This is a genomic window from Tardiphaga sp. vice304 (assembly GCF_007018905.1).
Classification (GTDB): domain Bacteria; phylum Pseudomonadota; class Alphaproteobacteria; order Rhizobiales; family Xanthobacteraceae; genus Tardiphaga.
In genome coordinates this window covers 3259594-3272941 of record NZ_CP041402.1, presented here as the reverse complement: position 1 = coordinate 3272941, position 13348 = coordinate 3259594, and the positions used below count along the sequence as shown (strand labels likewise).

11 protein-coding genes are annotated in these 13348 nt (G+C 63.7%); 4 read left to right on the top strand and 7 right to left on the bottom strand.

Features of this window, described 5'->3' with window-relative positions; all coding sequences use genetic code 11:
- Window positions 1-5: 5 nt before the first annotated feature.
- The 6 genes from FNL56_RS15475 to FNL56_RS15450 form a co-directional block, all read right to left on the bottom strand.
- Window positions 6-404, bottom strand: a complete 399-nt coding sequence (locus FNL56_RS15475; protein ID WP_143577972.1) for an SUF system Fe-S cluster assembly protein — start codon at window positions 402-404, stop codon at window positions 6-8.
- Window positions 401-1648: a cysteine desulfurase gene (locus tag FNL56_RS15470; RefSeq protein WP_143573768.1), complete on the bottom strand. Its 1248-nt coding sequence runs from the start codon at window positions 1646-1648 to the stop codon at window positions 401-403. Before FNL56_RS15470 ends, FNL56_RS15475 begins: the two co-directional genes overlap by 4 nt.
- Before the next feature lie 2 nt (window positions 1649-1650).
- Window positions 1651-2976 (bottom strand): Fe-S cluster assembly protein SufD, encoded by a 1326-nt coding sequence (gene sufD, locus FNL56_RS15465; RefSeq protein ID WP_143573766.1) that lies wholly within the window; start codon window positions 2974-2976, stop codon window positions 1651-1653.
- Window positions 2977-2999: 23 nt separating this feature from the next.
- The gene (gene sufC / locus FNL56_RS15460; RefSeq protein WP_143573764.1) at window positions 3000-3758 is read right to left on the bottom strand and encodes a Fe-S cluster assembly ATPase SufC; all 759 of its coding nucleotides are present in this window, start codon (window positions 3756-3758) and stop codon (window positions 3000-3002) included.
- Window positions 3759-4058: 300 nt separating this feature from the next.
- Complete coding sequence (sufB, locus tag FNL56_RS15455; protein WP_143573760.1) at window positions 4059-5540, bottom strand: Fe-S cluster assembly protein SufB; 1482 nt, start codon at window positions 5538-5540, stop codon at window positions 4059-4061.
- Between the two features lie 92 nt (window positions 5541-5632).
- A complete protein-coding gene (locus FNL56_RS15450) occupies window positions 5633-6844 on the bottom strand; it encodes a cysteine desulfurase family protein (protein ID WP_143573759.1) in 1212 nt (403 codons plus the stop codon).
- A 208-nt stretch (window positions 6845-7052) separates the two neighbouring features.
- Between FNL56_RS15450 and FNL56_RS15445 the strand changes: the two genes are divergently transcribed.
- Complete coding sequence (locus FNL56_RS15445) at window positions 7053-8333, top strand: DEAD/DEAH box helicase (protein WP_143576183.1); 1281 nt, start codon at window positions 7053-7055, stop codon at window positions 8331-8333.
- A gap of 233 nt (window positions 8334-8566) precedes the next feature.
- On the top strand, window positions 8567-9214 hold the full coding sequence (locus FNL56_RS15440) for an alpha/beta hydrolase (RefSeq protein ID WP_143573757.1): 648 nt from the start codon (window positions 8567-8569) through the stop codon (window positions 9212-9214).
- Window positions 9215-9358: 144 nt separating this feature from the next.
- On the opposite strand, the gene FNL56_RS15435 is transcribed toward FNL56_RS15440, so the two are convergent.
- Window positions 9359-10462: an anhydro-N-acetylmuramic acid kinase gene (locus FNL56_RS15435; protein WP_143576182.1), complete on the bottom strand. Its 1104-nt coding sequence runs from the start codon at window positions 10460-10462 to the stop codon at window positions 9359-9361.
- A gap of 152 nt (window positions 10463-10614) precedes the next feature.
- Between FNL56_RS15435 and tyrS the strand changes: the two genes are divergently transcribed.
- Window positions 10615-11868, top strand: a complete 1254-nt coding sequence (tyrS, locus tag FNL56_RS15430; RefSeq protein ID WP_143573755.1) for a tyrosine--tRNA ligase — start codon at window positions 10615-10617, stop codon at window positions 11866-11868.
- Between the two features lie 84 nt (window positions 11869-11952).
- The gene (locus tag FNL56_RS15425) at window positions 11953-13167 is read left to right on the top strand and encodes an MFS transporter (RefSeq protein WP_143573753.1); all 1215 of its coding nucleotides are present in this window, start codon (window positions 11953-11955) and stop codon (window positions 13165-13167) included.
- Window positions 13168-13348 lie beyond the last annotated feature (181 nt).

Here is a 13348-nt window from a genome sequence, read left to right as displayed (position 1 = left end):
CAACGTCACCACATATTCAGAACGAGGCGCGCCTCGTCGGTCATCCGGTCCGGCGTCCAGGTCGGTTCCCAGACGATGTTGACGGTGACGACACCGACGCCGGGCACGCTGGCCACGGCGTTCTCGACCGTCATCGGCAGTTCTTCCGCGGCCGGGCAGTTCGGCGTCGTCAGCGTCATCTCGACTTCGACGCTGCGATCGTCCTTGATGTCGACCTTGTAGATCAGGCCGAGCTCATAGATATCGGCCGGAATTTCCGGGTCATACACCGTCTTCAGGGCCGCGACGATCTCGGTGCCGAGACGCTCGGTCTCGTCGGCCGACAGCGCCGAGGTGGTCTGCATCTGGCTGGACTTGATGTCCGTGTCCGCAGCAACAGTTTTGGCTTCGGCGGTGTCGGTCATGAAAACAACTCCTGGGCCTTGATCAGCGACTGCGTGAGGTGGTCGATCTCGTCGCGGGTATTGTACATCCCGAATGAGGCACGGCATGTCGCCGTCACCTTGAATCGCTCCATAAGCGGCATCACGCAATGCGTCCCTGCCCGCACCGCGATGCCCTGGCGGTCGATCACCGTGGCGATGTCATGCGGATGCGCGCCTTCGATGGCAAACGAGATCACCGGGCCCTTGTTCTTCGCCGAACCAAGGATGCGCAGCGAGTTGATCTCGCGTAGCCGGCCTTCGGCGTAGGTCAGAAGATCGTGCTCGTGCGCAGCGATGCGCTCCTTGCCGATCGAATTGACGTAGTCGATCGCAGCCCCCAGGCCGATCGCCTCGACGATCGCCGGCGTGCCGGCCTCGAACTTGTGCGGCGGATCGCCATAGGTGACCCATTCCTGCGCCACTTCGCGGATCATCTCGCCGCCGCCGGCATAGGGCCGCATCGCGACCAGATGCTCGTATTTGGCGTACAGCACGCCGATTCCGGTCGGGCCGTACAGCTTGTGGCCGGTGAAGACGAAGAAGTCGGCATCCATCGCCTGCACGTCGATCGTCATATGCACGGCCGACTGGCTGCCGTCGACCAGCACCGGGATGCCGCGGGCATGCGCCATCTTGATGATTTCGGCGACCGGCACCACGGTGCCGAGTGCGTTCGACATCTGCGTGATCGCGACGATCTTGGTCTTGTCGGTCAAGAGCTTCTCGAACTCGTCGATCAGGAAGTTGCCTTCGTCATCGACCGGCGCCCACTTGATCACGGCGCCGTGTCGCTCGCGCAAAAAGTGCCACGGCACGATGTTGGAATGATGCTCCATGATGGAGAGCACGATCTCGTCGCCGGCCTTGATGTTGACGCCGCCCCACGACGACGCGACGAGGTTCAGCGCGTCAGTGGCGTTTTTGGTGAAGATGATCTCCTCGGGCCTGCCGGCGTTGAGGAAGTGCTGAACCTTGGTGCGCGCGCCTTCATAGCCTTCGGTCGCCGCATTGGCGAGGTAGTGCAGGCCGCGGTGCACGTTGGCGTATTCGGTCTTGTAGGCCAGCATCATGCGATCGAGCACGGCGTTCGGCTTCTGCGCCGAGGCAGCGTTGTCGAGATACACCAGTTGCTTGCCATAGACCTTCATCGCCAGCGCCGGGAAATCCGCGCGGACCAGATCGACGTCGTAGGAACCGTTGGAGACGGCGGGGTGCAGATCCATGCTCATGCCCTTGCTGCCAGCCAGCGCTCGGCGGCCGATATCGCCAGTTCACGCAGATCGTCGTTGACGATCGATTCGATGGCCTCGCCGACGAACGCCTGGATCAGCAGCGCCTGCGCCTGCTTCTCGGTCATGCCGCGGGCGCGCAGATAGAACAGCAGGCTGTCGTCGAGCGCGCCGGTGGTGGCGCCGTGGCCGCACTGCACGTCGTCGGCAAAAATCTCCAGCTCCGGCTTGTTGTAAGCCTCGGCCTCGTCGGACAGCAGCAGCGCGCGCGTCATCATCTTGGCGTCGGTTTTCTGCGCCGGCTGATGCACGTTGATGCGGCCCTGGAACACCGAACGGGTGCTGTCGTCGAGCACCGCGCGAAACACTTCGCGGCTCGCGCAGTTCGGCGCCACGTGATTCATGACCAGCGTGGTGTCGGCATGCTGGCGACCGTTCAGCAGGTTGACGCCGTTGGTCTCGACCTGCGCGTGCTCGCCATGGATGCCGATCACCGCCTGGTAACGGCTGACGATGGTACCGGTATTCATGCCAAAGGTGTTGAAGTGTGCCTTGTGGCCGAGCGTGATGACCTGCGACGAGATATTGAACGCCTCGCGGCTGTCCTCGGTGAGACGGACATGGTCGAGCCGTGCGCCGTCGCCGATATGGACCACCAGCGAGTCGTGGACCTGATAGATGTCCGCGCCTTCGGCGCAGATGTAGCTCTCCACCAGGGTCGCCGCAGCGTCCTTGCCGAGCGACAGCATCGAGCGCGTGAACATCGCGGACGGCGCGCCGCCGCTGGCGATGTGGATCACATGGATCGGTTGGGAGATCCGGGCGCCATCCGCCACGGCAATCACGACACCATCCGTCATCATCGCGCTGTTGAGCGCGATCATCGGATTGGTTGTATCCATCGCGAACAGCTGCGCGTGAAGCGCGGCGTTGTCGGTCTCGAGGACATCGCGCAGGGTGAGGATGCTGAGACCGGCATCGAGCCGGCCTATGTCCGAAAGCTTTGGCGCAAACACGCCATCGACCAGCACCAGCTTGCGCACGCCGTCGATCGCATGCAGCTCCAGCGCTTCGGTGGCGCGCAGCAGCGCGGCGGCATCCGGCGCCGCCGCCAGCGGCAGCACGGCGCGCATCAGCACGCGCAAATCGGTGTATTTCCAGTCCTCGATCCGCCGGTGCGGCAGGCCGATCCGCTCATAGGCCTCGAAGGCCTGACGGCGGGTGTCGGCAACCTTGCCTGCGCCGGGCAGTCGCGGGCGCGCGAGGGCAAATGCCTCGCCTAGCGCCGTGCCTGTATCTGTCTTTGCCAATGCTACGTTCATCACAAAATCCGTTCGTGCGCTGCTTAAGCGGCCACGTCCTCATACTGCGCGTAACCGGTGGCTTCGAGCTCGAGCGCCAGTTCCTTGCCGCCCGACTTCACAACCCGGCCCTTCGACATCACGTGGACGACGTCCGGCACGATGTAGTTCAGCAGGCGCTGGTAATGCGTGATCACGACCATTGCGCGCTCCGGCGAGCGCAGCGCGTTGACGCCGTCGGCGGCGACGCGCAGCGCGTCGATGTCGAGGCCGGAATCCATTTCGTCGAGGATGCACAGGCTCGGCTGGAACAGCGCCATCTGCAGCACTTCATTGCGCTTCTTCTCGCCGCCGGAGAAGCCGACATTGACGCCGCGCTTCAGCATGTCCATCGGGATGTTCAGCGAGGCCGCAACTTCGCGGACCTTCTTGAGAAAATCCGGCACCAGGAATTCGCTTTCGCCGCGCGCCTTGCGCTGCGAATTGAGCGCGGTGCGCAGGAAGTTCATGGTGGTGACGCCGGGAATTTCGACCGGATACTGGAACGCCAGGAACACGCCCTTGGCGGCGCGCACGTCGGGCGCCATGTCCAGCAGGTCTTCACCCTTGAACAGGATCTCGCCGCCCGTCACTTCATATCCCGGCTTGCCGGCGATGACGTGTGAGAGCGTCGACTTGCCGGAGCCGTTCGGCCCCATGATGGCGTGCACTTCGCCGGGGTTCACGGTGAGCGTCAGGCCGTGGAGGATTTCATTGTCCTCGACACGAACCTGCAGATTGTTGACTTGAAGCAATGCGGTCATCGTTAGCTATCCTTCTTGCCCGGCGCGCTAGTTTCAGGCGGCGCTGCGGCATACACGTTCGATTTGGGCGGGCTAGCGGAATTCGTTGAGCCCAACAGACTGAATAGTTCTCCGTAGGGCGACAGCAGCAGAACAAAGAAACCCAGTGCTCCGAACCCGCAGATCGTTCCCCCTAGGACCCTCGCGTTTTCCAGACCAACGACGCCACCGAAGAGTGCGACGATCGCGCCTGAAAACGCCAGGAACAACGTGATTGCAAACGGAAGACCCAGAACAAATCCAAGTATCTTCCGCATGTTGTCACCCCACGCTTCCTTCCAGCGAGATCGAGATCAGCTTCTGCGCTTCCACAGCGAATTCCATCGGGAGTTGTTGCAGCACGTCCTTCACGAAGCCGTTGACCACGAGACCGACGGCCTCTTCCTGCGACAGTCCGCGCTGCACGCAGTAGAACAGCACATCTTCCGAGATCTTGGACGTGGTCGCTTCATGCTCGAACAGCGCCGAGGAGTTCTTCGCTTCGATGTACGGCACGGTATGCGCGCCGCACTTGTCGCCGATCAGCAGCGAGTCACACGCGGTAAAGTTGCGCGCGTTGGTCGCCTTGCGGTGCGCGGTGACGAGGCCGCGATAGGTGTTCTGCGACACGCCGGCGGCGATGCCCTTCGAGATGATGCGGCTCGTTGTGTTCTTGCCGAGGTGGATCATCTTGGTGCCCGAATCGACCTGCTGGTGGCCGTTCGAGATCGCAATCGAGTAGAACTCGCCGCGCGAATCGTCGCCGCGCAGGATGCAGCTCGGATATTTCCAGGTGATCGCGGATCCCGTTTCGACCTGGGTCCAGGAAATCTTGGAACGGTCGCCGCGGCAGTCGCCGCGCTTGGTGACGAAGTTGTAGATGCCGCCCTTGCCCTCGGCATTGCCGGGATACCAGTTCTGCACCGTCGAATACTTGATCTCGGCATCGTCATGGGTGACGAGCTCGACCACGGCGGCGTGCAACTGGTTCTCGTCGCGCTGCGGCGCGGTGCAGCCTTCGAGGTAGCTGACGTAAGCGCCCTTGTCGGCGATGATAAGCGTGCGTTCGAACTGGCCGGTATTGCGCTCGTTGATGCGGAAATAGGTCGAAAGCTCCATCGGGCATTTCACGCCCGGCGGCACGTAGACGAACGAGCCGTCGGAGAACACCGCAGAGTTCAGCGTGGCATAGTAGTTGTCGGAGGTCGGCACCACGGTGCCGAGATACTTGCGCACCAGTTCGGGATGCTCACGGATGGCTTCCGAGATCGGCATGAAGATCACGCCGGCCTGCTTCAGCTCCTTCTGGAAGGTGGTGGCGACGGACACCGAATCGAACACGGCATCGACCGCGATGCGGCGCTCGCCTTCAGGGCGCACCACGCCTTCGAGCATCTCGACTTCGCGCAGGGGTATGCCGAGTTTCTTGTAGGTCTCGAGGATATCCGGATCGATCTCGTCCAGCGAGCCGATCGTCTTCTTCGGCTTCGGCGCCGAATAGTAATAGAGATCCTGGAAGTCGATCTTCGGGTAGCCGACGCGCGCCCAGGTCGGCTCTTCCATCGTCAGCCAGCGCCGATAGGCCTCGAGCCGCCACTGCAGCATCCAGTCCGGTTCGTTCTTCTTGGCGGAGATGAAGCGGACGATTTCTTCCGACAGCCCTTTCGGGGCCTTGTCGGACTCGATGTCCGTGACGAATCCATAGCGATATTGATCGACATCGATCTGGCGAACCCGATCGACGGTCTCTTGTACGGCAGCCATTTTACCCTCCGCTCGCGGTTTCAAGGACCGCGGTGGATCAATTAGAAAACTTGTACGCTTCTTTACGATGTTCCCAAGAGGAAATCACCTGCTTAGAACCGTTCGAGCTGTGTTTCGTCGCTCTGTCTAAGTAGGGTGCCGGATAGCTTTCGCCAAGCCTCCAGACAACGATCGACGTCGCTTTCGGTGCTGGACCAGCCCAGACTGAGCCGCACGGCGGCCTGGGTGTACTCCGGACCGTACCCCATCGCCTGCAGAACGTGCGACGGCTGGACCTTGCCCGAAGAACAGGCAGACCCGGACGACACCGCGATACCTTCAAGGTCGAAGCCGATCACGGCGGTCTCCGCCCGCAGGCCGGCGACGCCGAACAGCGTCGTGTTCGGGAGCCGCCGGACCGAATCGGAGAACACCATCGTGCCCCGAATCTGCCGCAGCCCGTCCTCGAGCCGCTGACGTAGTCCGGCTAAGCGCTCCATCTCACTTATACCAGCCATGGCGGCCTTTACGGCAGCGCCGAAGCCGGCGATGCCGGGGACGTTCTCGGTCCCGGCCCGACGCCCCAATTCCTGGCCACCGCCGCGCAGCAATGCGTCCAGCCCCGCAACGCCGTCCGCCAGCACCAGCGCGCCGACACCCTTGGGGCCTCCGACCTTATGTGCAGAAACCGATAGAAGATCGGCTTGCAACAGCTTGATATCGATTGACATCTTACCGAACGCTTGCACCGCATCGACGTGCAGCAAGCCACCCGCCTGATGAACCAGTTCCGCGATCTCGGCGACCGGCTGCAGCGCGCCGGTTTCATTGTTGGCCAGCATCACCGACACCAGCGTCGGCGGACCGCCGGCCAGCAGCACGCGCAGTCCATCGGGGTCAATCACGCCGTCCCGGCCAACGCCCAGAACCTCGATGGCTTCTGGCGCAAACCGCCCGCCGGCCAGCACCGAGGCGTGCTCGATCGCCGACACGATCAGCCGCTCCACCGGGCTGCCCGGCTTGCGGAACGGTCCCGGCGTCAGCGCCAGCACGTTGGCCTCGGTGCCGCCGGAGGTGAACACGACGTTGCGCGAATCCGCCCCGACCGCCGCCGCGACCGCATGGCGGGCGTCCTCGACCAGCCGGCGCGCCTGCCTGCCCTCGGCATGGACGGAAGATGGATTGCCAGCGAGATCCCAGGCCCCCGACATTGCCACACGCGCCTCGGGGCGCAGCGGCGTGGTGGCGTTCCAGTCGAGATAGACGCGCGCACGGGCCAATGAGTTCGATGCCTTCTTTTTGGTTTGATGAGATGGCGGGCGCATGTTCGCGCTTCGCCATCATAGGTTCAATTGTTGGCGAAAACCTGTCGATCCACTCTAGCGCGGCGGGAAGGGAAACCCGACCCTAAAACGCCGCGGTCGCTGTTTTCCGCGTTGACGCAGTGCAACATCGCCCCTAACAGTCCGCCCTCTCGAAAAGCTAAGCCCGTCCAGGCGCAGCCTCGTTCAGCGCTGGAGGCGCCGCGTGACCATGACCATGACCTTCGCCGATCTCGCTTTGGCGCCGCTCCTGCTACAGGCACTGTCCGAGCAAGGCTATACCAACCCTACTCCGATCCAGGCCCAATCGATCCCGATGCTGTTGCAGGGCCGTGACATGCTCGGCATGGCTCAAACGGGCACCGGCAAGACCGCGGCCTTCGCGCTGCCGCTGCTGCATCGCCTGGCAGCAAATCCCCGCCCGGCGCCCAAGGGCGGTGCCCGCGTCCTGGTGCTCGCGCCGACGCGCGAACTGGTTTCGCAGATTGCGGTGGGCTTCGAGACGTTCGGCCGCCATCTGCAGCCGCGCGTGACGACGATCTTCGGAGGCGTCAGCCAGTTCCACCAGGTCAATGCGCTTGAGACGGGCGTCGATATCATCGTGGCGGCGCCAGGGCGCCTGCTGGATCTGATCGAACAGGGCCTCTGCGACCTTTCAGGACTTGAAGCTCTGGTGCTGGACGAGGCCGACCAGATGCTCGACATGGGCTTCGCCAAGCCGATCGAACGCATTGTCGCGACCCTGCCGAAGGATCGGCATACCATGCTGTTTTCGGCCACCATGCCGAAATCCATCGCCGCGCTGGCCGAGAGCCTGCTGCGCGATCCGGCAAAGGTCGAGATCGCCCCGCCCTCGACCACCGTGGACCGGATCGAGCAGTCCGTGATGTTCATGGACGCCGCCCACAAGAAGGCGGCGCTGCTGGCGCTGCTGCAGACGAAGGAGATCGGCCAGGCCGTCGTCTTCACGCTGCAGAAGAACATTGCCAACGAAGTCTGCGCTTTCATTACGGAAGCAGGCATCACGGCCGAAGCGCTGCACGGCAACAAGTCGCAGGGCCAGCGGGAGCGCGCGCTGGACGCCTTCCGAGCCGGGACCGTGCAGGTGCTGGTGGCGACGGATATCGCGGCGCGCGGCATCGATGTCGACACCGTGACGCATGTGTTCAACCACGACCTGCCGAGCCTGCCGGAAAGCTATGTCCACCGCATCGGCCGCACCGGTCGCGCCGGACGCAGCGGCTTTGCCATCACTTTGTGCGACGCCGAGCAGCGCGCTTGGCTGCATGATGTGGAGCGGGAAATCGGTCGCGCCTTGACGGTTCATCACGATCACGAATGGCATTGCGAAGTGGCGCGCCACTCGACCGCGCCCGCGCCGGTGCTGGGGGGCGGGCCGGCCAAGCAGGTCAAGACCCAGCAGGTACGCGAGCGCAAGATCTGGACCGAGGAAGAGAAGCTTGCGGCACGCAACGCGGCCAAGGTTGCCTGACGGGAACTCGATCGGCCCCCGATCCGCCTGCCCGTCGGCGCGAAGCTGCGACACCCTGTTCAAGATGCTTGCTTTTTGCCCTGGGCCTCATGGTAGAACGCGGCCTCAGCTTCACCCGGCGCCGCCCGTTGCGCCCGATCCGCCACCTTAGACGCAGGACTCTCCGAGCCCGGGCTTGCAAGCCCACCCGCCGAACCCTGCGCGAAGTCGGTTGATTACCTCAAGGATCATCCATGCCCGAAGTCATTTTCACCGGACCTGCCGGCCGCATCGAGGGCCGTTATCATCCGGCCAAGCAGAAGAACGCGCCGATCGCGATGGTGCTGCACCCGCATCCGCAGTTCGCCGGCACGATGAACCACCAGATTATCTACCAGTGCTATTACGCCTTCGTGCACCGTGGCTTCTCGGTGCTGCGATTCAATTTCCGCGGCGTCGGCCGCAGCCAGGGCTCGTTCGACCATGGCACCGGCGAGTTATCGGATGCCGCGGCGGCGCTCGACTGGGCACAGACCATCAACCCCGAAGCCCGTGCCTGCTGGGTCGCCGGCTTCTCGTTCGGCGCCTGGATCGGCATGCAGCTCCTGATGCGCCGCCCCGAGGTCGAGGGCTTCATCTCGATCGCGCCGCCGGCCAATCTCTACGACTTCTCGTTCCTGGCGCCCTGCCCGTCCTCGGGCCTGATCGTGCATGGCGAGAAGGATGCCGTGGTGCCGCCGAAGGACGTCAACACGCTGGTCGAGAAGCTGAAGACCCAGAAGGGCATCGTCATCGACCAGCACATCATCCCCGGCGCCAACCACTTCTTCGACGGCAAGCTCGAGCCGCTGATGGAATCGGTCACCGGCTATCTCGACATGCGCCTGGCGAACGTCCGCTAAAGCGGCGTCTGTAGCCCGGATGAAGCCGGCGATGGCGCGAAGCGCGATCGCTGGTGAAATCCGGGTCCGGCCCGTCCATCACAAACGCTTTCCCCGGATTGCGTCGCCGCGCCCAAGGGCGCGTCGACTTCATCCGGGCTACGATCACCCCGGCCTCGCCACCACGCCGCCGGTCATCGGGATCGGTACGCCGGTGGTGGCCGGATAGCTGATCGGCAGGCCCTTGAGCCCGCGCACGGCCAAAAATCCGAACGCCTGCGCCTCCATTGCGTCTCCCGACCATCCCAGCGAATCCGCGGTTTCTACCTCCGCTGGCGCAAGTCGCGCGCGCAGCATGCGCAGCACTGTCAGGTTGCGGGCGCCGCCGCCGGTGATGATCCAGCTCAGAGGCGGGTTCGGCAGCAATGGCCCGATGCTGGCAATCGCCGCGGCGGTGAACGCGGTCAGCGTGGCGGCACCGTCGGCAGGCGCCATGTTGCGCAATACAAGCGCAGCAAACGCATTGCGGTCGAGCGACTTCGGCGGCGGCGCGGCGAAGAACGGCAATGCCAGCCCGCACGCCACGAATTCCTCATCGACCACGCCCTGCGCCGCCAGCCGGCCCTCGCAATCGAACGGCTCGCCCATGCTGCGGAACATGAAATCGTCGAGCAGCGCGTTGCCGGGACCGGTGTCGCAAGCGATCAGGGTGTCGCCGTCGATATAGGTGATGTTGGAGACGCCGCCGATATTGACCACGGCGACCGCCCCGCCGCGCCCAAGCGCCTGCGCCAGCGCGCGATGATAGACCGGTACCAAAGGCGCGCCCTGCCCGCCGGCCGCGACATCGGCGGCGCGGAAATCGTGCATCACCGGAATATGGATCGCCCGCGCCAGTGCCAAGCCATCGCCGATCTGCACCGTCAGCCGGTCGGCCGGACGATGCAGCACCGTCTGGCCATGGAAGCCGACGATATCGACGTTTTCGCGGGCGATGCGGTTTTGCGTGAGAAAGCCGGCCACAGCCTCGGCATGGGCCGAAGTCACCACCCGCTCGGCCTCGGCCAGGACCCCCGGCCGCGCGTCGCGGTCCGATAGCGCCGCGGCTTCGGCCAGCGCCTGGCGCAGCACGGCTCGCTCGCTTTCCGCATAGGGCCGGTAGCCGGACGGACCGAAGGCTCGCACGGCGCGGCCGTCGGTCTCGATCAAGGCGATGTCGACCCCGTCCAGCGAGGTCCCGCTCATCAGCCCGATCGCGGTCAGCATCAATGCCACGGCCAAAGCCCTCGTCAGGTGAAACTTGTGTCTAATGGCCCGATCTTATAATGCCACACGGCGCCCCGGATGGGCGGTCGCCGGTCCCGGCGCACCGCCAATCTGTCGAGTCAGCGTAAAAATATCATGATCAGAGTCTTCAACAGATGACCGCATTTAAATCAGACTTTCTGAACGTGCTGCAGAGCCGCGGCTTCATCCACCAGATCTCCGATCCGCAGGCGCTGGATGCCGCCTGCGCCAAGGGCCCGGTCACCGCCTATGTCGGCTACGACGCCACCGCGACGTCGCTGCACATCGGCAATTTGATCTCGGTGACCATGCTGCACTGGTTCCAGGAGACCGGGCACCGTCCGATCACCCTGATGGGCGGCGGCACCTCGATGGTCGGCGACCCCTCTTTCCGTGACGACCAGCGACAGTTGCTGACCGTCGAGAAGATCGACGAGAACATCCAGGGCATCAAAAAAATCTTCGGCAAGATGCTGCGCTACGGCGATGGCCTGACCGACGCGATGATGGTCAACAATGCCGACTGGCTGTTGAAGCTGAACTACGTCGAATTCCTGCGCGACGTCGGCCGGCATTTCTCGGTCAACCGCATGCTGGCCTTCGACAGCGTCAAGCTGCGGCTCGACCGCGACCAGTCGCTGTCGTTCCTCGAATTCAACTACATGATCATGCAGGGCTACGACTTCACCGAGCTCAACCGGCGCTATGGCTGCACGCTGCAGATGGGCGGCTCCGACCAGTGGGGCAACATCATCAACGGCGTCGACCTCTCCCACCGCATGGGCGGCCCGCAGCTCTACGCGCTGACCACGCCGCTCTTGACCAAATCGTCCGGCGAGAAGATGGGCAAGTCGGCCACCGGCGCGGTATGGCTGAACGGCGACCTCTTCAGCCCCTATGATTTCTGGCAGTATTTTCGCAATACCGAAGACGACGACGTCGGCAAATTCCTGAAGATCTTCACGCGGCTGCCGCTCGACGAGATCGCCCGGCTCGAGCGCCTCGGCGGCGCCGAGATCAACGAAGCCAAGAAGATCCTCGCGACCGAAGCCACCGCCATCGTGCACGGCCGCGAGGCGGCGGACGCCGCCAACGAGACGGCGCGAAAGACCTTCGAGGAAGGCGCGATCTCGTCGAGCCTGCCGACCATCGATATTCCGCACGGCGAACTCGAGGCCGGCATCGGCGTGCTCGGCATTTTCGTCACTGCCGGCTTCGTCGCTTCCAACGGCGAGGCGCGGCGCCAGATCAAGGGCGGCGGGCTGCGCGTCAACGATGTGCCGGTGACCGACGAGAAGATGCTGCTGACGCCGGCGCAACTCACGCCGGAGGGCGTGATCAAGCTGTCGCTCGGCAAGAAGAAGCACATCCTGCTCAAGCCCGCATAGGGCCATTCGCCGGGCGCACTTGTTCATGCACTGCGAAACGCGCTCCATGGTGGGCCATTCGCAAACGCCGTGAAGAAGAGCCCGATGGACCCCAAAGCCTCCCAGCGCACCGCGCTCGCCGTTCTGGGCGTCTGCTTCACGCTGTCGGTCCTGGGTCGCGGGCTACAGGAGAGCTTTACGGTCTTCCTGCTGCCGATCTCGCAGGCTTTTGACTGGGATCGCGGCGACGTGGTCTCGATCTACTCGCTGACCGCGCTTTGCATCGGGCTTGCCTCGCCGCTGGTCGGTCGGTTGTTCGACCGCTCCGGCCCCCGCGCGGTGTTCGTCACCGGACTGGCGCTGATCGGCGGCGCCTTCCTCGCCGCTTCCTTTGCACAGCAGCTCTGGCAGTTTCAGGTCACCATCGGGATCGCGCTGGGCTGCGGTGTCGCCTGCATCAGCAACGTGCCGAACTCGATCCTGCTCGGCCGCTGGTTCGGCAAAAGGCTGCCGACCGCAATGTCGGTGGTGTATTCCGCGACCGGCGCCGGCGTGCTCATCATGCTGCCCTTCGCGCAAATCCTGATCGACCGCCTGGACTGGCGCGGCGCCTATCAGACCTTCGGCTGGATGGTGCTGGCTTTGCTGCTACCGTTGGTTCTCTTGCCATGGCGTTTCTTTGCAAATGGCTCGGAGCATCTAGAGAAGCCCGAGGGCCACGATCTTGCCGACGAGGGCTGGACGCTGCCGCGGGCCATGCGCCATCACGCGTTCTGGGCGCTGTTCTCGACGTTCTTCTTCACCGCGATCGGCATGTATGCGATCGCGCCGCAGGTCGTGGCCTATCTGATCGATGCCGGCTTTCCGCCGCTGACCTCTGCGACCGCCTGGGGTTTCAGCGGCGTGGTGCTGCTGTTCGGCATGCTCGGCGTGTCGTGGCTCGACGGCGTGATCGGCCGCCGCCCCTCGATCCTGTTCAGCTACACCCTGTCGATCGCAGGCATCGTCATGTTGTGGCTACTGCAATGGTACCCGAACTATTTTCTGCTGACCGGCTTCGTGATCTGCTTCGGCAGCATGATCGGCTCGCGCGGGCCGCTGCTGACGGCGACCGCGATGAAGATATTTCGTGGTCCCCGCGTCGGCACCATCTACGGCACCATCACGATCGGCAGCGGGCTGGGCTCGGCGCTCGGCTCATGGAGCGGCGGACTGCTGCACGACTGGACGCAGAGCTACAATCCACTGATCGCCTTCGCGCTGGTCAGCGTGGTGATCGGCATGATCCCGTTTCTCGTCGTGCCTGCGCTGCGCCGTTAACTTGAAGGTGGGCGCGGTGAACAGCGCCTACCTCAGTTGATGCGCGCTGCAGGACATTACGACTGATTTCTCTATTTTAGCGTGCATGTCACGCCTGTTGCATTGAGATGCGTATTCATATAGCGCACTTTCATCTTTGGTAAGCACCTTGCAGCTACAAACTACCTCAAGTTTTACCGAC

Coding starts and splice junctions, on each gene's coding strand:
- tyrS (WP_143573755.1), top strand. CDS start 10,615: ATGACCGCATTTAAATCAGACTTTCTGAACGTGCTGCAGAGCCGCGGC.
- FNL56_RS15425 (WP_143573753.1), top strand. CDS start 11,953: ATGGACCCCAAAGCCTCCCAGCGCACCGCGCTCGCCGTTCTGGGCGTC.
- FNL56_RS15440 (WP_143573757.1), top strand. CDS start 8,567: ATGCCCGAAGTCATTTTCACCGGACCTGCCGGCCGCATCGAGGGCCGT.
- FNL56_RS15475 (WP_143577972.1), bottom strand. CDS start 404: ATGACCGACACCGCCGAAGCCAAAACTGTTGCTGCGGACACGGACATC.
- FNL56_RS15450 (WP_143573759.1), bottom strand. CDS start 6,844: ATGCGCCCGCCATCTCATCAAACCAAAAAGAAGGCATCGAACTCATTG.
- sufC (WP_143573764.1), bottom strand. CDS start 3,758: ATGACCGCATTGCTTCAAGTCAACAATCTGCAGGTTCGTGTCGAGGAC.
- FNL56_RS15445 (WP_143576183.1), top strand. CDS start 7,053: ATGACCATGACCTTCGCCGATCTCGCTTTGGCGCCGCTCCTGCTACAG.
- sufB (WP_143573760.1), bottom strand. CDS start 5,540: ATGGCTGCCGTACAAGAGACCGTCGATCGGGTTCGCCAGATCGATGTC.
- FNL56_RS15470 (WP_143573768.1), bottom strand. CDS start 1,648: ATGGATCTGCACCCCGCCGTCTCCAACGGTTCCTACGACGTCGATCTG.
- sufD (WP_143573766.1), bottom strand. CDS start 2,976: ATGAACGTAGCATTGGCAAAGACAGATACAGGCACGGCGCTAGGCGAG.